A 21,306-nucleotide genomic window follows, 5' to 3' on the forward strand; every position below is an offset into this window, starting at 1 on the left:
TTTAATTCATTAATAACTTGGTTACTTCCCCTCAAACGGATTGTTTGAGGGGAAGGTAGGGATTACGCCTTGTTGCCAGTGTGAGCTTTGTTGTCGGTGTTTTCGATTTGATTACCAGCTTGCGTACTTGCTTGACTAGGAGTTGAGTTACTTGGGCGCAACTCGCGTTGTTTCCACAGCTTGAAGATGGCTGGAAGTACCAAGAGCGTCAGTAGCAGTGCCGATGCCATACCACCAATCATTGGTGCGGCGATACGTTGCATCACTTCTGACCCTGTACCTTCGCCGTACATGATCGGAATCAGACCAATAATGACCGTTAGTACCGTCATCATTACTGGGCGAACACGTAAGCCTGCACCTTCGCGAATGGCATCGGTTAGGTCTTTCGCCTCAAGCTTTTGTTGGCTCTCTTCCGCATCGAGTTTTTTGTAGTGCCACGCTTGGTTGAGGTAGACGAGCATGATGACCCCAATCTCAACTGCGACACCTGCTAGGGCAATAAAGCCGACCCCGACGGCAATCGAGAAGTTGTAGTTGAGGATATGCATGAGCCACAAACCACCGACCATAGCGAGTGGTAAGGTAAGCATGATGATCATCACTTCGCCGACACGACGGAAACTGAAGTAAAGCAGCAGCATAATGATGGCGATGGTGATTGGTACCACGACACTCAAGCGATCTTTCGCACGCTCCATGTATTCGTATTGACCAGACCAAGCCAGCGAGTAGCCCGCAGGAAGCTCCAGTTGATCTGCCACGACCTGTTGCGCTTCCACGACGTAAGAACCAAGGTCACGACCATCGATGTCGACAAACACCCAGCCGTTTGGACGTGCGTTTTCCGTCTTGATCATTGGAGGACCGTCTTCGTAACGAATGTCTGCTACGTCAGCCAGTGCAATACGAGCGCCATTTGGTGTCACTAACGGTAAGTTTTGCAGTTTGACCACTGAGTCACGGTAGTCTTGTGGGTAACGAACATTGATTGGGTAACGCTCCAAGCCTTCGATGGTTTCACCCACATTCATGCCGCCCACCGCGGTCGAGATCACCTGCTGAACATCTTTGATGCTTAAACCGTAACGCGCTGCCGCACGACGTTTAATGTCGATCGTGACATAGCGGCCTCCTGCTACACGCTCTGCATAAACCGATGCCGTGCCTTGTACACCATTAAGAATTGGCTCCAACTGAGAACCGATTTTCTCGATCACTTTCAGATCGGGTCCGGCGATCTTAATACCGATAGGGGTTTTGATGCCCGTTGCCAGCATGTCGATACGCGTTTTGATCGGCATAACCCAAGCGTTAGTAAGACCAGGGAACTGAACCAGACTATCGAACTCTTTGCGTAGCGACTCGGTTGTTACGCCTTCACGCCATTGAGCGCGTGGCTTCAACTGAATCACGGTTTCGATCATGGTGAGTGGCGCTGGATCGGTTGCAGTCTCAGCACGACCAATCTTGCCCCATACGGTTTTCACTTCTGGAACGGTTTTGATCAGCTTGTTGGTTTGTTGTAGAAGCTCGCGCGCTTTACCAATCGAGATACCTGGGTAGGTCGTTGGCATGTACATCAAGTCGCCTTCATCCAGCGGTGGGATGAACTCGCTACCCAGTTTACTGGTTGGGTAGTAAGCCGACGCCATTAGACCTAATGCAATAACAATCATGGTCTTAGGGTATTTTAAGCTGGTGTTCAACAGCGGGCGGTACAACGCGACCAAGCTGCGGTTAACCGGGTTTTTGTGTTCCGGTAACACCTTACCGCGAATGAAGTAGCCCATAAGAACAGGGACGAGTGTGATTGCCAAACCTGCTGCCGCTGCCATGGCGTAAGTCTTAGTGAACGCAAGCGGCGAGAACATCTTGCCTTCCTGACCTTCTAAGGCGAACACCGGTACGAAGCTAAGTGTAATGATCAGCAACGAGAAGAACAGCGGTGCGCCGACCTCCTCTGCGGCTTTGCCAATTACTTGCCAGCGGTTCTTGTCGGTCAGTGGCGTTCGTTCAATGTGCTTATGAACGTTTTCAATCATCACGATTGCGCCATCCACCATGGCACCAATGGCTATCGCAATACCACCCAAGGACATGATGTTGGCGTTGATGCCTTGCCAATGCATCACGATAAACGCACTAAGAATACCGACAGGTAGACTCAGAGCGATAACCAATGAAGAACGAATGTGGAATAGGAACAACGCACACACAATCGCAACGACGATGAACTCTTCTGCAAGCTTCTTCCATAGGTTTTCTACCGCTGAATCGATAAGGGTAGAGCGGTCGTAGGTTGCCACAATTTCTACGCCTTCTGGTAGGCTGCGTTGCAGGTCTGCAAGTTTGTCTTTGACTTTCGCAATCACTTCACTGGCGTTTTCACCAAAGCGCATCACGATAACCCCACCCACAGCTTCACCTTCGCCATTCAACTCAGAGATACCACGGCGCATTTGTGGACCAAGGTTAATGTCTGCGATGTCTCCTAATAGTAACGGAGTGCCTTTCTCGGTGACTTTTAGAGGCAGTGATTTGATGTCTTCAATGCTGGTTAAGTAACCCGTGGTACGAACCATGTGTTCGGCTTCCGCAACTTCGATAACGGACGCGCCGGTTTCTTGGTTGCCGTTTTGGATTGCCATGTTCACTTGTTGCAAAGTGAGGTTGTAAGCACGCAGCTTGGCAGGATCAATCTGTACTTGGTATTGCTTCACCATACCGCCCACGGTAGCGACTTCAGAAACGCCATCAACGGTTTGCAACTCGTACTTCAAGAACCAGTCTTGCAGGCTGCGAAGATCAGCCAAATCATGCTTGCTGGTTTTGTCTTGTAATACGTAGCTGTAAACCCAGCCTACGCCTGTCGCATCAGGACCTAAGGTTGGTTTTGCGTTCGGTGGGAGCTTTGGTGCTACTTGGCTTAAGTACTCCAAAACGCGAGAACGTGCCCAGTACATGTCGGTATCATCGTTGAAAATGATATAAACGTAAGAGTCACCAAAGAAGGAGTAGCCACGAACCGTCTCAGCACCCGGCACGGCAAGCATGGCGGTTGTGAGTGGGTAAGTGACTTGATCCTCGACGACTTGAGGAGCCTGACCTGGATAGCTTGTCTTGATGATCACTTGCACATCAGAAAGATCCGGAATGGCATCAACAGGCGTATTCTTTACACTGTAAAGTCCGCCTAATACAAGAGCTAAGGTCGCGATCAACACTAAGAAACGGTTGCTCAATGACCAACGAATAATTGCACTGATCATAGTGATTCCTCAACTGCCTCTGTTGCTGGCGTTAGCTGTTTAAGAATGTAATCAGATCCTTGTTTTTCAACTAGAAACCGAACTTTTTCTCCTTCTTCAAAACCTGATAAATCCACCTCTTCACCGACAGAGAAGTTCATTTCGCCCGCATCCCAATTCCATTCTGCTACGGGTAGGTGGTTTAAGGTAATCATGCCAAAATCAGCCATCAGCATCGTGATGTCACCAGTTAGCCAAACTTCAGCTGCAATGACGCTGTTGTCTGCCTTATAGTCAACGATTTGGTACTGACCAGATTCTGTTTTCTGCATTTCAAATTCGATAGCCTGACCTTTTTTCAAGTCACCCATCTCGACGCCATCAGCAAAAGTAAAGTTCATCACCATGCCTGGCCAATCCCATTCTGGTACCGGCTGGTGGTTAATGGTCAGCATGCGGTGATCTCTCATTACATCTGTGATTTCGCCCTTTGCCCATGCCGTTTCTGCCGCTGCTTCTATGCCGTTGATGCGAGACAGATCTGCTGACTGGCTTGATTCAGAGTCAAGCATGAAGTGAGATGACGTTACGATCTTGTCGTCTTGTTTAAGTCCTTGTAATACTTCGATTTGTTCGCCAGCTTCACGACCGACTTCAATTCGAGCAGAACGGTATTTGCCATTACCTTCAGCCAGAACAACGCGAGTCATACCGCCGGAGCGAATAACGGATGACTTAGGAATGGTTAATACCGCATCGTCAGTGACAGGCTGCAACGCGATATTGGCAAACATGTTAGGCTTTAGATCGCCATTTGGGTTAAGGAACTTGAGACGTACGCGTAACGTACGTGTTTTAGGGTCGAGGATTGGGTACACGTAATCCACGACACCTTGCCATTCAGTACCCGGAATGGCGTCAAGGGTCATCGTGGCTTGAGAGCCGGCTTTCATCCAATGTGCTTGACGCTCAAAGACTTCCGCATCAACCCAAACATTGTCCAAAGGACCAGCACTGATCACCGCTTGAGCCGGAGACAAATAGCCACCTTCTCGCACGTTTAAGCTCGCGATAACACCATCAGCAGGTGCTTTAATTTCAATGGTTTGGGATGCTTTACCACGACGGGTAATGGATTTGATTTGTGCACGGTCAACACCAAGCGTTACTAAGCGCTCGGTCGCCCCTTTCACTAGTCCTTTACGACTAGTACGGTAAGCATTCAGCAGTTCTTCCTGTGCCTTAACTAGTTCCGGAGAGTAGAGAGTGAAAAGCACATCGCCTTTTTTCACTTTCTCACCCACGGCATTGATGTAGAGTTTTTCTACCCAACCCGCAACACGAACGTTGGTTTGCCATAACAGACTTTCATCGAAGGCGATATAACCAACCGTTTCGATGCGTGGTGATAACTGTTGTAGTGCCACATTTGCGGTTTTGACCCCGAGGTTATTTTCTACTGAAGGATCGATAGTCACCGTACCGGGCGCCTCTTGTTCACCGGAGAGGTCTTCTGCGTAAACCGGAATCAAATCCATGCCCATTGGAGATTTACCCGGTTTATCACGTTTGTAGTTGGGATCCATTGGAGCAACCCAATAGAGTGGATCATTAGAACTTGCTGCGGAAGTTTCACCCATCGCACTCATGTCGTGAGCTGAGCCCGCAAGAAAATGATTAGCACCAAACCCTAAAGCACCACCAACAATCAGCGCGATGGTTGCAACTTGTAATGTTTTCATTCTTATACCTTATTTTCCCGTTTGCGCATGACGCTACAGCGTTGTTGACTGCTCTATATCGGTCACATACCTGTAGCCCCAACGTTTTTGGGAATCACAAATTAATATGTCGAGATAGAGCGAGCTTCTGGAGAAGCCACTTGATAATCGAAACCACCGAGTAGGGTGGCTAAATTGCTGTTTGCGATGTTGAGATCGGTGAGCAGACGTTGTTGCTCTAATTGCAGAGCCAATTCGTCTGTCGTGGCTGAAATCACATCGTTAAACTGTGCTGTGTTGTTTTGGTAGCCCCGCTCAACGGCTTGAATGCGCGCTTTCGCTTGGGGCAATAAGGTGGATTGATAACGTTCTAAGCGTTGGGTTAAGTTGCCGCGATCAACCAGCAAAGTGTTCACCTTGGCATTCATCTGCGTTAATAAGGTGTCTTTTTGTGATTGTGCTGCACCAACTTGGTATTGTGCTGCAGCGAGATTGCGATCTTGGCGATCACCCGTGAACAGTGGAATGTCCATGGTTAGATAAGCGCTGACCAAGTCTGATGCTGGCTCACCCTTCATGTTATTGGCTTGACGATAAGCGTACATAACCTCCACACCAAACTGCGGGTTATAAGCTTGTTCAGCAATCTCTACCTGAGTTTTATTGGCAGAAATACTCACATCGGCCATTTTAACCATTGGGTGCTGACTAAGTTGTTGGTAGTGCTTGGTGGAATCTTTGCTGGAAGCAAGTTTGCTATTCAGTGTATCCCAGTTGAGTTGATTGGTAGCGTACAGAGCCTGTTCCGTCGCTAACCAGTCCGAGCCTAGCCATTCCGAAAGCTGAGAAACAAGACGTCGCTGCATTTGCGCATTGGCTTGCAGTTTTTCATCCAGCTTGCTCACTTGTAATTGAGCGTTGAGTAGGTCTTGCGCTTCACTCTTACCAATCGAATAGTTGGTTTGAATAAAGCTTTCCATCTCCTTCATCAACTTGCGGTTCTCAAGCAAGATTTGCTCAGCTTTTTGCTGATATCCAAGCTCTAACCATAGTTGAGTCATGCTGTTGGCAACCTCAAGTTCGCGAGTATGAACTTGAAGCCCAAGCCCATCGGCTTGTTGATTGGCTTTTTTCTGTTGCAGATCGAGCGTGGAGCCACGTTCGAATTGCTGCATTAAACCAACAGAGATGTTGGTCATTGGGTCGTCATCGAACTTAAAGCTGTCGACAGGTAAACCACCAAAACCCACTTTGAGTTTTGGATCCATCAAGGTAGAACTTGCAACACCCGTTTCACGCATCGCAGCGGATTGTGCTGAATATTGTTGGCGGTTGCCATCATTGCTCAGGGCAACATTGATCAGTTGCGCGAGTTTTTTTGATGATGTGCGCATCTCTGGCGCAGTAAGGTTTGCTGCTTTGGTTTCTTTGCTCGGCACTTTTGTATTTGGCATCGCCGCATTCACCAAAGTTGGAGCAGAAACCAAAGCCAAGGCACACATAGGTGCAGCAAGGCGGTATGGTCTAAAATCCATAATCTAAATCCAGTGTTTGCCGAAACGACGAAGAAGGGTTTGGCTTAAAGCAGAAACAGTAATCCAGATTTATCTGCGTCGTATTGGCACATTAAAACCACCTGCGATAGCTACGCAGGGTCGAATGCAATACAGATTTAAATTATTGGAGGTCGGTACAGGTCACGGCTGACGTGTACAACAGGGGAGGTGACTTCAGGAGTAATTGCCGCACGATAAATGATCGGCAATGCGCGATTGACAGGGACAGGTAGGGGGAGGAAAACCAGAGAACAAGCCGCCGTGCAGCAGGTGTGAACCATGCCGGAGCCTCCACCGCAGTTCATTCGGCTTTCTCTCACTTCACCGTCTTCGGTGATGGATACGTCCATCATTCCGGGCATGCCACAATGTTCACTGTCGTCCATCATCATAGATTGTCCATGATTCATCACGCCATTTGACATCATTTGGATGTTCATCAAAGGGGCACTATTCGCCACGCTTGATACTAATAGCATCAGCGTTGTGAAGAGAGTTAACCAAGTTGTATGCAGCGATTTTAGGCGCATACCTTTTCCCGTGTATTTGATGAAATGATGAAAACCACTCGATTCTAAAGGTTAACCTTAGGGTAAGGTCAATGTTTTATTACTCTTCTTATCAAAATAGTTCAGCCAACCATTTTTCGCATTATCTGACGAGTAAAACGTTTGTTGAACACTGATTCCTAGGACTTCGCGCAAGAAGCTCATTCTTTTTATGACACGTAAAAAATGTGGTTTATAAGTTTTACATCACACTAACTTGTCTTACAAATGATTATCCTTATAGAATGCATGGTTTTACTTGTGCAGATTTGGATTTGCTTTGCTGCGGGGGTTGCATGATAGAAATTGTCATCGATGGAAAATATAGAATTGTAGAAGAGGGTTTAACCCTTTTAGAAGCAGCAAAAGTGTGTGGGGTCGAGATCCCATCGCTGTGCGGAATGAACAAAAGTAATGAAAAAGTGCCGTGCGACTTGTGTGTGGTTGAAGTCGAAAGTGGCGGCACTAAACGCGCGTGTGAACTCGAAGTTTACCGTGGTCTCAATGTGGTTACGCAATCAGAGCAGTTAAGCGAGCACCGCAGAAAAGCACTTAACCGCATCATGACGGACCATTACGCCGATTGTGAAGCGCCATGTAAAACCGCGTGTCCAGCGGGTGTAGACATCCAATCCTACCTTTATCACATCGCACAGAACGATCATCAAAAAGCGATTGAAGTGATTAAGCGTACGCTTCCTATGCCGTTATCGATTGGTCGTGTGTGTCCGGCATTCTGTGAGAGCGAATGCCGCCGCTCGTTAGTCGATGAGCCTATTGCAATTCGTCAGCTTAAACGTCATGCCGCGGATGCGGATTTGTCTGCGCATGAAGCCTATGTACCAGAAAAGAAATCAAGCAAAGGTTTGAACATTGCCGTCGTCGGCAGTGGTCCTGGTGGTCTAACGGCTGGCTACTACTTATCGAATGAAGGCTACGACGTCACTGTCTTTGAATCCATGCCAAAAGCGGGCGGTTGGTTGCGTTATGGTATTCCTGAATATCGCCTACCAAAAGACATTCTCGATAAAGAAATCGAACTGATGTGCCGCAATGGCATGCAGGTTCGCACCAACCAAAAACTGGGTGTGGATTTCACGCTTTCTCAATTGAGCGAAGAATACGATGCAGTGTGTTTGGCTGTCGGTGCGTCTCAAGCGGTTGAAATGCATTACACAGGCAGCGACCTTGAAGGTTGTTACCTGGGCGTTGATTACCTGAAAGATTACGTTACTGAGCAAAACTACGTCACGGGTCAGAAAGTCGCGGTGATTGGTGGTGGTAATACGGCAATTGACTGTGCTCGTACTGCGCGTCGTGCTGGTGCAGACACCACATTGATTTATCGTCGTACACGTGACGAAATGCCGGCAGAAGACTACGAGATTGTCGAAGCGGAACACGAAGGGGTGAAATTCCACTTCTTAACCAACCCTGCAGAAAACCTTGCCGATGAAACCGGACGCGTGAGTGCGATTCGTCTAGAGCGCATGGCGTTGGGTGATCCGGATGCGTCTGGTCGTCGAAGCCCTAAACCAACCGGCGAGTTCTTTACCGAAGAGTTCGACACCGTGATTGCGGCAGTATCGCAAAAGCCAGATCTGAGCTTCCTCGAAGGCGAAGATTTGTCGATTCCACTTACGCGTTGGAACACCTCCGATGCAGATGAAAAGACCATGCACACAGGCACGGGTAACATCTTCAGTATTGGTGATTTCCGCCGTGGTCCAGCAACGGCAGTTGAAGCCGTGGGTGATGGTCGCGTTGCGGCAAAAGCCATTGATCTGTTTTTGAATGGCGATATGGCAGACATGCCAAAGGCGGCGTTCAACTCACGAAAAGAGAAGAAACTTTCTCAAGTCGATCCGCTTCACTTCGAGAACATCCAAAAAGTCGCTCGTTCTATCATGCCTGAACTAACTCCAGCACAACGCGAGCAAAGCTTCGCTGAAGTGGAGTTGGGCTTTGATAACGAAGAAGCGATGAAGGAAGCTGCGCGCTGTCTAGAATGTGGTTGTCAGGCAAATACCGATTGTGCGTTGCGTGATTACTCCACCGAATATGAAGCTGAGCAAAGCTTTGACTTCTCTTTGCAGATTAAATCGCATCAAGATTGGTTAGATCTTCGTGCTAAAGACTTGCGTCATAAGTACGAAGTTGACCGCAGTTCTGAGTTTATTGAGTTTGATGCTAACCGCTGTATTAGCTGCGGTCAGTGCATCCAAGCGTGTCGAGACAAAGCCGTGCACGGTGTACTGAACTTTGTGTGCGATAAACAAGGTCGTCCAGCATTACGTCCAGACGATCGTCCACACTTTGGAAGTAACAAGAATGGTTTAACTCTGATGGGCGATTCGAACTGCGTGCAATGTGGCGCGTGTGTTCAAGCGTGTCCAACGGGGGCGATGGTCGATAGTCGTGACCGTTCGCAAGGTCGTACTGAAGATCTGAAAGCGGTCGACACCATTTGTACATACTGTGGTGTGGGTTGTAAGTTGACTATGTTCGTGGACGAAGCAACCAATACGATTCGTTACGTGAAAGGCGGTGACTCGCCGGTGAACCAAGGCATGCTGTGTGTGAAAGGGCGCTTTGGTTTTGACTTCATTGGCAGTGAAGAGCGTCTTACCACGCCATTGATTCGTAAAGACGGTTGGTTGCAGCCTGCAAGTTGGGAAGAGGCGATTCAGCTGGTTGCGAGCAAGTTCTCTGGCATCAAGCAAGATTTTGGCAGCAACGCATTGGCGGGTTTCTCTTCAGCGAAAACCACCAACGAAGACAACTACGCGTTCCAAAAATTTGTCCGCCGTGAATTGGGCACCAATAACGTCGACCACTGTGCGCGTTTGTGTCACGCATCGAGTGTAACCGGTCTTGAGGCATCACTCGGTAGTGGTGCAATGACCAATGACATTCCAAGCATTAAGCACTCTGATGTGATCTTTATTATTGGTTCGGATACCACATCGGCGCACCCGATTATCGCTTCACATATCAAACAAGCAATTCGTCATCACGGCGCTCGTTTGATTGTAGCTGACCCGAAACGTGTCGATATGGCAGAGCATGCTGAGTTGTACATGGCGCACCGTCCGGGTACTGATGTGATGCTCCTGAACGGCGTTATGCAACAGATCATCAAGAACGGTTGGTACGATCAAGAGTACATCGAAGAACGTGTTGACGGCTTTGATACCTTACTGCAAGAGGTGATGTCGCCAGCTTACAACCTCGATAAAGTGGAGTTGGTTACAGGTGTTAAAGCCGAAGACATTCAAGCAATGGCGCGTATGATTGGCACGGCAGATCGTACCGCTGTGTACTACTCGATGGGTATTACTCAGCACACGACAGGTCATGACAACGTGCGTTCTATCGCTAACCTGCAATTACTATGTGGCAACATCGGTATTGAAGGTGGTGGCATCAACCCGCTACGTGGTCAATCAAACGTGCAAGGCGCGTGTGATATGGGTGCTTTGCCAAACAGTTTCCCGGGTTACCAAAAGGTATACAACCCAATTGTGCGTCAGAAGTTTGCGATTGAATGGAACGCGCCAAATCTGCCTTCTGAGCAAGGTCTAACCCTGACAGAAATCATTGATGCGGCTTGCCATCGTGACGTTCGTGGTATGTACATCATGGGTGAGAACCCAGTATTGAGTGACCCGAACCAAGCGCATGTGATTGAAGGCTTAGAAGCGCTCGATTTCTTGGTGGTTCAAGACATCTTCCTAACGGAAACCGCTCAATACGCGGATGTGGTTCTGCCTTCTTGCTCGTTTGCAGAGAAAGCGGGGCACTTCACCAATACGGAACGTCGTGTTCAGCGTGTGAATCCGGTTGTAACGGCACCGGGTGAAGCGAAAGAAGATTGGTGGATTATTCAAGAAATCGCCAATGCAATGGGCAGTGATTGGGACTACCACTGCGTGTCTGATATCACTAACGAGATTGCACGAGTGACGCCTCAATACGCAGGTCTTCGTTGGGAGGCGATAACGCCAAACGGAGTGCAGTGGCCGAGCAACAAGAACAACCCAGCAGGTACTCGCATCATGCACCAAACCCAGTTTACTCGTGGTAAAGGTCAAATGGTGGGCGTACCGTTCCGTTATGCGGCTGAGCTGCCAGATGAGGAGTATCCGCTTGTGTTAACGACTGGTCGTGTGCTTGAGCAGTTCCACACCGGCACTATGACGCGCAAAACCAAAGGGTTGGATAATCTTGCTGGTCCACGTGCGATGGTGAGCGTGGAAGACGCAGAAGCGCTCGGCATCAGTAATGGTCAGCGTTTGAAGGTGTCTACACGTCGCGGCAGCATTGAGATTGATGCCTTTGTGACTAAGCGCATTCAAAAAGGTGTGGTGTTCATTCCATTCCACTTTGTTGAATCCCCGGTGAACCGCCTAACGACAACAGCGACTGATCCGCATGCGAAGATCCCTGAATTCAAGGTTGCCGCGGTTAAGGTGGAAGTAAGCGAAAAGGTTCTACATACAGAGCCTGCAACGGAAGCAGTTCATACTATTTAAGCTGATACGCTACGTATTGGTCAGCGACGCACTGGCGAGTTAGCAAACTACATATAAGCTTATGATATGTAATCGCTAAACGAGCAGTGTGTGTGCTGAGAGTCATTAAATGGATCATGTTGTTTCTACCTGCATCAATTTGGCTGGTGGCAAGGCAATATCATGATATCTGGTGGGCGGAGAATCTGACCTCGATTCCCGCCCTCATTTTATTCGTCTATTTCAGTCTCGCTATCGCGCTTTTAGTCTTTCGTCGCTGGGCGAAGGCGCTCACCTCAATCGTGATCAGCGGTGCTTTTGTTCCATTTCTCTTACCTGCACACATCAACCGCAGCGAAGCCTGTGAGCACCCACTGACAATCATCCAGTTCAATCTGTTCTACGAAAACCCAGACATCAATCAGTTTATTAACTACTTGCTAAAACATCCCGTGGATTTGGTGGTGATGCAAGAGCTCTCGCCACAAGTAGGGAATAAGTTGCATCTTCTCGATGACATTTATCCTTTTTATTACGGAGGGCAACGTGGCGTTGGTTACCCTTCTAACCAGATGATTCTAAGTCGTTATCCTTTGGAGTCAGTCTCGATTTATCACACCCCTGATGGGCAAGAAGTCATTCGCGCTGTATGGCAAGTAGATGAGCCTATTACTTTGATGACAGCACATCCTCCTTCGCCAAGAACTGAGCTGTTGTGGCAACGCAGAAATGCACTGATTCGAACCATAGAAACTCTTACTGATTTGTACCCAACACCGGAAATGATTGTGATTGGGGACTTTAACCTATCTGCAGTAAGTCCTAGGTTCAATGAGTTGTTTTCGCGTTTTCATTCCCAACCTGTCGCCAGTTGGCCTGCGTCACTCAAAGGCATATCTGTCCCTTCGATGGCAATGATAGGCATCGATCACCTTTGGCTTAAATCAGAAAAGGCTGACAGAAAAATTTGCTCACGTTTATCGTCGAGCCAGCCAAAGGGGTCAGATCATAGGTTAGTTACGACTCTAATAGGACAATGAACTGGTACTTTTTAATGGCAAGATGATCAAAGAACCAAAGTTTCTAATTATTTAGAATGAGGTTAGATTGTGCTACGGCTTGTCATGGAATTGACGGATTCTGGCCGTCGCTTGTTATTTGTGTGAATTCTTTAACCTAAACTTCATCCGCTTTCTATACTGAAAGTATACCCAAGCCGTTCTTATGCAATCAGTACGCAAAAGTGAAGCGGGTATAACAAGAAATTCATAACGATAAGAGGCAACTTGCATGACAAGAACTACCTCAGCAGTGTTAATACTTATTTTAATGAGCGCTTACTTTGCCTATAACCGCTTTTACGTTTATCCGCAAAAGTTAGAAACGCAGGCGGAATCGATGCTGATCCAAATGGCGAACCGAGAAGAGTGGCTGGATGTACATGAGATGATGGCGCGTGTAGAAGAGCACAAAGCTCATCTAGAACTCAATGCCGACATTACCTCGACCAACGGTAAGCGGGCTTACAGTGAAGGTTATATCACTTACAGCGACCGCAGCCGAAATGTCTGCAAGCAAGTAGTCTTCAATTTTAAAATCAACTCACTAAGAAGCTACATAATCTCTGACTTGCATGATTGCTCTTGGGGCGAATACTACTGAATGCTGCATCTTGAAGTCACTTGTATATAGCATGGTGAGTAGTTGATATCTTTCAATCGTCCCTTTACCAAGTAGCGAATAAACAAAAGCCCGATGTTGAATATCGGGCTTTGTCGTTTCCGGATTCGACTGTCATCGATATGAGTTACCTCGGTTTAATCACCAAGAGGCTGTCTTTCCAAACCGCCGCGATAAGAGTCGAGGGCAACTTTTAGTCGGCGAAGTTTATCGCGCGAGCGTCGCTTATGATTAACGGCTAACGCCATCGAAAGCACATCAACCAAAGCCAACATCGCGTAACGAGAAGCGGATGGCTTGTAGATGAAGTCCGTCTCTTGGTGCTCAATTGGCAGAACCAAATCGGCTTGCTCAGTCAAAGGTGTGTCTTTCGGAGTAATCACAATGACTTTCACGCCGTACTGCTTGGCTAATTGCGCGGTTTCTATGATGGCAGGGGTATAGCCGGTGGCTGAGATCATCACCAACACATCGTTCGCGTCTGCAGTTGCCGCAATCATGCGGGATAACAAGCCATCGTTGTACGCCACAACAGGGTAGCCCAGACGGAATAAACGATGCTGCATCTCCTGTGCTGCAATGGTTGAGCCACCACCCATACCAATACAGATCACTTGTCTTGCGTTGTGCAGCCAGTTCACAGCAGTGTCGATATCTTCTTCAACAATCAAACTGCGGTTTACATCAAGGGATTGCTTGATCGACTCATAAATGCCTTGGTAGCCACTTTGATCAGGTGGCTCAAGGATGAATCGTTGTCCAACCGTTAAGGTTTGTGCCAATTTGATCTTCATATCACGCACGTTTTTGCAGCCAACAGCTTTAGCAAAACGGGTGATGGTGGCTTCACTCACTTCTGCGCTTTCTGCCAGTTCAGTAATGCTGGCATTGGCGGCAGTTTGAATGTCGTCCATGATCAACTTTGCGACCTTCTTTTCGGCATCGCGCAGCGCACTGAAACGTTCAGTGATTTGAGAGATAATATCGACTTCTAAACTCAAGCTGTGTTCCTATCTTTTACATGGAGACGATTGTGCCGCCTCCACTGGTTTGGCATGAAGTATAACGAAAAGCCTCACTAAGCTCATCATCAGAAACGGGTTTTCACCCAATGAGTGACTTGATACTCATCATCACAAATCGCCACGGCACGCCACTTATCAAACGTTAGACATGGATGAGAGGTTGAGAAGGCAATCATATCACCCACTTGCAGGTCGCTGTTTGCGTCTACTTCGATGAACGCGTGCTGATCCATCACAGCGGTCGTTACCGCACTTTCAATAGAGATTGACTCACCTTCGCGGTATGCGCGCTCAGGGATTGGAAATCCAGCATCAAACGCCACGTCACGTTTACCGAAGCCGGCAACTAGCTTGGTTGGCTCGGGGCGAGAAATGACATAAGCCCAAAGCTCTAGTGCTGATTCCAGATCACCACCTAAATCACATGCCGCACCTTGGTTGTTTTCAGCGCGCTGCATGACTTTGTTTTGTGCGTCTAGGTAAATGCCGGTGTCATGAATTGCGTAGCAACCTGGGCGAATGATGGCATCAAAATCCTCTAGGTTGGCAAAGCATTCAGAAACTACGTCATACCAAGCAGAGCCTGCGCCTGTGACCAGAGGCTTGGACTCAATCAACTTGTCGTTTTGTAGTTGGGCGGCGATTTCTAATGTGGTGTTGAGGAAGTCACGGATGTCCTGCTCAGCATTGTCACCATGAATGACACCTTCGTAAACCTCGATACCTTTGAGCGTAAGGTGAGGTTGCTGGTGGATGAGTGTGGCGAGCTCAACCACATCTTGTTGGTTTCGGCATCCGCAGCGACCGCCTTCGACACCAAACTCAATCAGTACATTAAGCGGCAACTGATATTCTGCGAAGGCACGCTCTAGCGCTTTGACGTTTCGGTTTGAATCCACACAGCAATAGAAGTTGATTCCATGGGTTTCAATCAAGTTGGCGATGATGGTCATGTTAGCGCGCCCGACTAGTTGGTTCGCCATGATGATGTTTTTCGCTCCGCCTAGCGCCGCAATCTCTGCCTGAGCTGGCGTTGCGACGGTAATGCCCCAAGCGCCGTTTTCTAATTGCTGCTGAAAGAAAGCGGGAGTCATGGTGGTTTTACCGTGCGGTGACAACTTCACTTTGTGCTGATTGGCAAAACGCTGCATCCAATCGAGGTTGTTCTTCAATGAAGAAGATTTGATCACCGCAGCGGGCAAGGTGATCTCTTCATGGATCAAACTGTGTAACCCATCGGAATTGCACGCAACAGGTTGAGCCTTTTCTCCGTAACCTGGCGTGGTAACACACTCATTATGATAGTTTTTATCACACTTTTGGCGATTGTCTTTCATGGCGTACCTACTTCTAACATGGTCTAAGTGATTGATATTAAGTGTTTGTTGCTAACTACCATAAATAATATGTTAGAAAGTATCAAACAAATCTGAGTTTTTTGTGTGTTTCTTCACTGTTTAAATTTCAAGAATTATTAAGATGGAATCATGTTAACGACGGACGAAGAGAGTGAAGTATGTTGTTCGATACCATTATCAAAAGCGTAGAGGTATTTGACGGTACGGGTGCAGCACCATTCATTGCTGATGTTGCGATTCGTCAAGATCGTATTGAGCAAGTAGGGCAGCTAGACGAGCTTTCTGCAAAGAAGGTTATCAACGGTCAGGGTCTTGCGTTGGCTCCGGGATTTATTGATGTGCACACGCACGATGACACCAATGTGATTCGTTACCCTGACTGCTTGCCAAAGATCAGCCAAGGTGTGACGACGGTAATCGTAGGCAATTGCGGAATTAGCGCGAGTCCTGCGGTACTCAGTGATACTCCTCCAGACCCAATGAACCTATTGGGCAAACAGGAAGACTTCAAATATCCAACCTTTGGGGAGTATGCGAAGGCGGTACAAACGGCGAACCCTGCGGTCAACGTTGCAGCGTTAGTCGGTCACACAACTTTACGTAACAACGTGATGGACGACTTACTGCGCACGGCTACCGATGAAGAAATCGAGCAAATGCGCCAAACACTGGCACAAGCGATGGAAGAGGGTGCGTTGGGTTTGAGCTCGGGTCTTGCTTATGCGAGTGCCAAGCAAGCGAATGCGGATGAAGTCATGCGCCTAGCGGAAATTCTCGGTCATCACGGTGGTATCTACACCACACACATGCGTACCGAGTTTGAAGAAATCATCAGCGCAATGGAAGAAGCGTTTGAAACTGGGCAGTACGCCAAAGTGCCAGTGGTGATTTCTCATCTGAAATGTGCAGGTGCAGGCAACTGGGGGCGCACGGTAGAAGTGCTGGATTTGATGGATAAGGTTTCTGAGCATCAAGACGTGTCTTGCGATTGCTACCCATATTCTGCCAGTTCTTCAACGCTGGATTTAAAACAGGTGACGGATGAAATCGACATCTTCATCACTTGGTCTGAAAGTAAACCTGAACACGCTGGCAAGATGCTGAAAGACATTGCTGACGAGATGCAACTGCCTCTTATGGAAGCAGCAAAAGCGTTGCAACCTGCGGGTGCGGTTTATCACTGCATGGATGAAAACGACGTCAAACGTGTCCTTAAGTATAAGTTGACCATGGTGGGCTCGGATGGATTACCAAATGACCCGCATCCACATCCACGTTTGTGGGGCACATTCCCGAAAGTCTTGGGGCATTACTGCCGTGAAGAACAGCTTTTCCCATTGGCAGAAGCGATTCACAAGATGACGGGGATGTCAGCAACACGCTACCAACTGAAAGATCGTGGGGAAATAAAAACAGGCGCTTACGCGGACTTGGTTTTATTTAACCCAAATACAATTAAAGATACTGCAACGTTCGAAAATCCAATTTCCGTCGCGCAAGGTATTGAATCTGTATTTGTAAATGGCGAGCTATCTTATTTAAAAGATAAAGTCACCGAAAATAGAAATGGCGTATTTATTTATAGAAATAATACCCATCAATAACTTATTAAATTAATTAATTTTATAGATTAAGCATTATCACTGGAGAATATTATGTCAATTAAACGTTATGGTGTAGAAGGCGGCGTAGGTACTGGCGGTCAACATTTACCATTTGCACGTGCAACAGAAGCGGGCGGCTTCTTATACGTATCGGGTCAAACACCAATGACTGACGGCGAAGTGGTAGAAGGTGGTATCGTTGACCAGTCTCGCCTAGCGATTCAAAACTGTGTCGATATTATGGAAGAAGCAGGCTACACGCTAGCTGACGTGGTGCACGTAAAAGTGGTACTAACGGATTCGCGTTACTTCCAATCGTTCAATAAAGTGTTCAGAGAGTTCTTTGGTGATCACCCACCTGCACGTATTTGCATGGTATGTGATCTCGTGGTGGACGTGAAAGTTGAAGTCGATGTGACTTGCTACCGCGAAGATCGCCGATAAAGTTCACATTTTACTTAATGAGTGCCAAATATAATTACTTTCCTGTTATTATCTTTTTGGCACTCTCACTCCCTACATAAATATAATTTCATAAAGCAGTAGTGCCTAATATATTTAGCAAAAGCTATAAAAATAAAATTAGATAATTTCTGGAATAAAATCTAATACTTGCTGCTGGAATTATATCAATCTGAAAGATGGATTTTGATATGAGAGGTGTTCAATGAACAGTACACTTTTTCTTACCGGCTTCGGTGCGTATGTCTTATTTTTAATTTGGTTGGGATGGTTTGTCTCCCGCAATCAAAAATCAGGTGAAGACTTTCTACTCGGTGGTCGAGGTTTACCTCTGTTCCTCGTATTAGGTACCACGGTAGCAACCATGGTTGGCACGGGCTCAAGTATGGGCGCGGTTGGCTTTGGTTACTCAAACGGTTGGGCTGGTGCGCTTTACGGCATTGGCGGCGCAATTGGTATCTTGTTATTGGCACTGTGGTTCGCGCCAGTTCGTAAACTCAACTTTATGACCATGAGTGAAGAGCTCGCATACTACGTAGGTGCAAACCGCATCGTGAAGAACGTGGTTGGTCTGCTTATCTTTATCGCTTCTATTGGCTGGTTGGGCGCACACATCCTTGGTGGTGGTATGTACCTAGCATGGATTGCCGATATTGAGCTGAGCACTGCGAAGATGATCATCGCAGCAGCGTTTACTATTTACGTGGTTATTGGCGGCTACACTGCGGTGGTTTGGACGGACACCATTCAAGCTATCATCTTATTCGTTGGCTTCATCTTAATGGCGGTACTGTCAGTGCAGCACATTGGCGGCTTGGATAACCTGTACTCAGCCATGGACCCAGAAGCGGTTAGCTTCCTTGCGATTGATAAGCTTGGTTTAATCCCTGCGGTTTCTCTTGCTGTTGTGATTGGTGTGGGTGTACTTGCAACGCCTTCATTCCGCCAACGCATTTACTCAGGCAAAGATGTATCAACCATCCGCCGTTCGTTCGTGGCTTCTGGTGTGCTGTACTTGTTCTTCTCTATTATTCCAGCAGTCATTGGTATGGCGGCGCATGCGATTGATCCTGAACTGAACAACGCGAACTTTGCTTTCCCATACATCGCGGCAACGGTATTGCCAGTGGGTGTTGGTCTTATTGTTCTGATTGCAGGTCTATCGGCAACCATGTCGAGTGCAAGTTCCGATGCGATTGCGGGCGTGTCTATCTTACTGCGTGATGTGTACGTTATGTTCACCGGTCGCGTGCCAAACAAAGAATCCATGTTGAATTACTCTCGCTTGGCTTTGGTTGTGGTGATCGGTTGTGCATTGCTGTTCGCGCTAACTTCGAACGACATCATCGGCTACATCACTAAGATGATCTCGACGGTTATGTCTGGCATGTTCGTGTGCGGTATGTTGGGTCGCTTCTGGAAGCGTTACAACTGGCAAGGTGCATTGGCAACATTGGCAGGTGCGTCTATTGCTTCATTTGCAGTAATGCTGAGCCCTGACCTGACCGCTTTCTGGGGCAACCCAGTCATTCCATCTTGCTTGTTTGCCCTAACTGCTGGTGTGGCAGTGAGCCTAGTGACTCCAGCTAACCAAGTGTCACCAGAAATGGCACGAGCAATCCTCGATGATGAGCGTGCTCTGATGGAAATGGAACTGTCTGACAAAGGTGTTCTGGAAGAAGACGCTTCTCTACAAAATCGCGCAAAGGCGGCAAATCAAAACGCTTAACAGCAGAGAGTTTCCGGCTCGACCAGAAACTCGCTCATAAGCTCCTGACAAACTGGTGGCTCCCCCGAGCCACCATTCTAAATCTATCCAAAGTAGGTGAACGATGACCGATTCATCCCAGACTAAAATTGCTTTCTTTGGCGAATGCATGATTGAACTGAGCGGCGCCCCAATTCGCAAAGGCTTTGGTGGCGACACGCTCAATACCGCACTTTACCTCTCTCGACTAACGGCTCAGCAACCTGTCCAAGTGTCCTACGCGACTGGTCTTGGGGAGGACGTACTTTCTCAAGAACTTCTGGAAAACTGGCAACAAGAAGGCATTACTACTGACCTTGTCGAGATCTTCCCAGCTCAACTACCGGGTTTGTACATGGTGCAGACCGACCAAGAGGGCGAACGCAGCTTTCTTTATTGGCGTGACAGCACAGCCGTCAAAAGCTACTTCTCAACCTCTTCACTCAACCAATTAGAAGCCGCGATTGCGAACCGAGAGCTGGATTATCTCTACCTAAGTGGCATCAGCATTGCGATTCTAAATGAAGATAGCAAACTAAGGCTTAAAAAGGCGTTAAGTCAGTTCTCACAGGGTGGAGGCAAGGTTATCTTCGATAATAACTTCCGTCCTCAACTTTGGTCTGCGAAAGAGGCGAAACATTGGTACAGCCAAATTCTGCCATTAGTCGACATTGCGCTTATCACAGAAGACGATGATGTCTTAGTGTGGGGCGAAGAGGAAAGTGCCGAGCAGCGCTGCCTTCGCTTTGGTTGCCAAGAAATCGTGATTAAACGTGGCTGTGAGCCTTGCAAATTGGTTTGGTCGCATGGTGATGACAAGCAAACCGCTTACGTAGCCGCAGAGAAGGTTGTCAAAGTGATCGACACCTGCGCCGCTGGCGATTCTTTTGCTGCTGGTTACCTTGCAGGACGATTGACCGGACAAAGTTGTGAGCAATCTGCCCAACTCGGTCACGCACTAGCAGCAACCGTTATTCAATATCCTGGCGCGATTATTCCAAACGACGCCATGACTCATCTAATTCGATAATTTCCGAGAACGTATTATGTCCCAAGCAATGATTAAGCAACTTCAGCAATTCAAAGTTATTCCTGTTATTCAAATCAATAAGGTTGAGCACGCGATCCCACTGGCGAAAGTGTTGGTAGAAAACGGTCTGCCAGTCGCAGAAGTGACGTTTCGAACAGAAGCCGCTGCCGATGCGATTAAAGCCATGCGCGATGCTTATCCACAAATGTGCATCGGTGCTGGCACGGTACTGACGCCAGAGCAAATTACCCAAGCGAAAGACGCGGGTGCAGAGTTTATTGTCGCGCCGGGTTTGAACCCAAATACCGTGCGTCGCTGCCAAGAAATCAACATGCCAATCGTACCGGGTGTGAACAACCCAAGTCAGGTTGAACAAGCACTTGAGCTGGGTTTGAACTTCCTCAAATTCTTCCCGGCAGAAGCGAGCGGTGGTATCGCGATGGTGAAGTCACTACTGGCTCCATACATTGATGTGAGTCTGATGCCGACAGGCGGTATCGGTAAGAGCAACGTCAATGATTACCTAGCTATCGACCGTGTGGTTTGTTGCGGTGGTACTTGGATGGTGGCACCGAGCTTAATTGAAAACGAACAGTGGGAAGAAATTGGCAAGCTGGTTCGTGAAGCAGTAGAGCTGGTCGCGTAACTCAAACAGAGCTCTTTTACCCAAGTCACCAGACCCCATTAAATAGCGTGACTTGGGTTGAACAATTATAGGGTCTGTTGAACTTCCGAGCTGATTTTTGCAGCGAATTGTTGGATATTTATACAAGGCAGAGACTTTGCTATGTAGCTAGCCTACATGAGAAG

Annotated in this window: 14 protein-coding genes; 8 read left to right on the forward strand and 6 right to left on the reverse strand. The window is 47.8% G+C overall.

Annotated features, from left to right (window positions below; translation table 11 throughout):
- Positions 1 to 62 precede the first annotated feature (62 nt).
- From QMY49_RS21870 to QMY49_RS21885, 4 genes are all read right to left on the reverse strand, one after another.
- Positions 63 to 3,272: an efflux RND transporter permease subunit gene (locus QMY49_RS21870; RefSeq protein ID WP_283314287.1), complete on the reverse strand. Its 3,210-nt coding sequence runs from the start codon at positions 3,270 to 3,272 to the stop codon at positions 63 to 65.
- Positions 3,269 to 4,993, reverse strand: coding sequence for an efflux RND transporter periplasmic adaptor subunit (locus QMY49_RS21875; protein WP_283314290.1), 1,725 nt, complete (start codon positions 4,991 to 4,993; stop codon positions 3,269 to 3,271). Before QMY49_RS21875 ends, QMY49_RS21870 begins: the two co-directional genes overlap by 4 nt.
- A 101-nt stretch (positions 4,994 to 5,094) precedes the next feature.
- A complete protein-coding gene (locus QMY49_RS21880) occupies positions 5,095 to 6,507 on the reverse strand; it encodes a TolC family protein (RefSeq protein ID WP_017189501.1) in 1,413 nt (470 codons plus the stop codon).
- 137 nt (positions 6,508 to 6,644) lie between these two features.
- Entirely contained in the window at positions 6,645 to 7,058 is a 414-nt protein-coding gene (locus QMY49_RS21885) for a hypothetical protein (RefSeq protein ID WP_283314294.1), read from the reverse strand.
- A 314-nt stretch (positions 7,059 to 7,372) separates the two neighbouring features.
- Between QMY49_RS21885 and fdhF the strand changes: the two genes are divergently transcribed.
- The 3 genes from fdhF to QMY49_RS21900 all read left to right on the forward strand — a co-directional run bounded on the left by fdhF (position 7,373) and on the right by QMY49_RS21900 (position 13,252).
- A complete protein-coding gene (fdhF, locus tag QMY49_RS21890; RefSeq protein WP_283314295.1) occupies positions 7,373 to 11,611 on the forward strand; it encodes a formate dehydrogenase subunit alpha in 4,239 nt (1,412 codons plus the stop codon).
- 92 nt (positions 11,612 to 11,703) lie between these two features.
- Entirely contained in the window at positions 11,704 to 12,630 is a 927-nt protein-coding gene (locus QMY49_RS21895) for an endonuclease/exonuclease/phosphatase family protein (RefSeq protein WP_283314297.1), read from the forward strand.
- Between the two features lie 250 nt (positions 12,631 to 12,880).
- Positions 12,881 to 13,252, forward strand: a complete 372-nt coding sequence (locus QMY49_RS21900; RefSeq protein ID WP_005452561.1) for a hypothetical protein — start codon at positions 12,881 to 12,883, stop codon at positions 13,250 to 13,252.
- A gap of 155 nt (positions 13,253 to 13,407) precedes the next feature.
- Here QMY49_RS21900 and QMY49_RS21905 read toward each other — a convergent pair whose 3' ends face one another.
- Both QMY49_RS21905 and QMY49_RS21910 read right to left on the reverse strand, forming a co-directional pair.
- The gene (locus tag QMY49_RS21905) at positions 13,408 to 14,271 is read right to left on the reverse strand and encodes a MurR/RpiR family transcriptional regulator (RefSeq protein ID WP_005425077.1); all 864 of its coding nucleotides are present in this window, start codon (positions 14,269 to 14,271) and stop codon (positions 13,408 to 13,410) included.
- Positions 14,272 to 14,360: 89 nt separating this feature from the next.
- Positions 14,361 to 15,632, reverse strand: a complete 1,272-nt coding sequence (locus QMY49_RS21910) for an amino acid deaminase (RefSeq protein WP_283314300.1) — start codon at positions 15,630 to 15,632, stop codon at positions 14,361 to 14,363.
- Positions 15,633 to 15,811: 179 nt separating this feature from the next.
- Here QMY49_RS21910 and QMY49_RS21915 point away from each other — a divergent pair, with 179 nt between their 5' ends.
- The 5 genes from QMY49_RS21915 (at position 15,812) to QMY49_RS21935 (ending at position 21,142) form a co-directional block, all read left to right on the forward strand.
- Positions 15,812 to 17,257, forward strand: a complete 1,446-nt coding sequence (locus QMY49_RS21915) for an N-acyl-D-amino-acid deacylase family protein (protein WP_283314302.1) — start codon at positions 15,812 to 15,814, stop codon at positions 17,255 to 17,257.
- 51 nt (positions 17,258 to 17,308) lie between these two features.
- On the forward strand, positions 17,309 to 17,701 hold the full coding sequence (locus QMY49_RS21920) for a RidA family protein (RefSeq protein WP_005425100.1): 393 nt from the start codon (positions 17,309 to 17,311) through the stop codon (positions 17,699 to 17,701).
- A gap of 223 nt (positions 17,702 to 17,924) precedes the next feature.
- Positions 17,925 to 19,448: a sodium:solute symporter family protein gene (locus QMY49_RS21925; RefSeq protein ID WP_283314310.1), complete on the forward strand. Its 1,524-nt coding sequence runs from the start codon at positions 17,925 to 17,927 to the stop codon at positions 19,446 to 19,448.
- A 103-nt stretch (positions 19,449 to 19,551) separates the two neighbouring features.
- Positions 19,552 to 20,496: a sugar kinase gene (locus QMY49_RS21930; RefSeq protein WP_283314313.1), complete on the forward strand. Its 945-nt coding sequence runs from the start codon at positions 19,552 to 19,554 to the stop codon at positions 20,494 to 20,496.
- A 16-nt stretch (positions 20,497 to 20,512) separates the two neighbouring features.
- Entirely contained in the window at positions 20,513 to 21,142 is a 630-nt protein-coding gene (locus QMY49_RS21935; protein WP_086370626.1) for a bifunctional 4-hydroxy-2-oxoglutarate aldolase/2-dehydro-3-deoxy-phosphogluconate aldolase, read from the forward strand.
- The last annotated feature ends 164 nt before the right edge of the window (positions 21,143 to 21,306 follow it).

It is taken from the genome of Vibrio harveyi (assembly GCF_030060435.1).
Taxonomy (GTDB): domain Bacteria; phylum Pseudomonadota; class Gammaproteobacteria; order Enterobacterales; family Vibrionaceae; genus Vibrio; species Vibrio harveyi.

Excerpts from the sequence above, each read along its gene's own strand:
- QMY49_RS21870 (WP_283314287.1), bottom strand. The coding sequence starts at position 3,272 with ATGATCAGTGCAATTATTCGTTGGTCATTGAGCAACCGTTTCTTAGTG.
- QMY49_RS21875 (WP_283314290.1), bottom strand. The coding sequence starts at position 4,993 with ATGAAAACATTACAAGTTGCAACCATCGCGCTGATTGTTGGTGGTGCT.
- QMY49_RS21880 (WP_017189501.1), bottom strand. The coding sequence starts at position 6,507 with ATGGATTTTAGACCATACCGCCTTGCTGCACCTATGTGTGCCTTGGCT.
- QMY49_RS21885 (WP_283314294.1), bottom strand. The coding sequence starts at position 7,058 with ATGCGCCTAAAATCGCTGCATACAACTTGGTTAACTCTCTTCACAACG.
- fdhF (WP_283314295.1), top strand. The coding sequence starts at position 7,373 with ATGATAGAAATTGTCATCGATGGAAAATATAGAATTGTAGAAGAGGGT.
- QMY49_RS21900 (WP_005452561.1), top strand. The coding sequence starts at position 12,881 with ATGACAAGAACTACCTCAGCAGTGTTAATACTTATTTTAATGAGCGCT.
- QMY49_RS21910 (WP_283314300.1), bottom strand. The coding sequence starts at position 15,632 with ATGAAAGACAATCGCCAAAAGTGTGATAAAAACTATCATAATGAGTGT.
- QMY49_RS21915 (WP_283314302.1), top strand. The coding sequence starts at position 15,812 with ATGTTGTTCGATACCATTATCAAAAGCGTAGAGGTATTTGACGGTACG.
- QMY49_RS21920 (WP_005425100.1), top strand. The coding sequence starts at position 17,309 with ATGTCAATTAAACGTTATGGTGTAGAAGGCGGCGTAGGTACTGGCGGT.
- QMY49_RS21925 (WP_283314310.1), top strand. The coding sequence starts at position 17,925 with ATGAACAGTACACTTTTTCTTACCGGCTTCGGTGCGTATGTCTTATTT.
- QMY49_RS21930 (WP_283314313.1), top strand. The coding sequence starts at position 19,552 with ATGACCGATTCATCCCAGACTAAAATTGCTTTCTTTGGCGAATGCATG.
- QMY49_RS21935 (WP_086370626.1), top strand. The coding sequence starts at position 20,513 with ATGTCCCAAGCAATGATTAAGCAACTTCAGCAATTCAAAGTTATTCCT.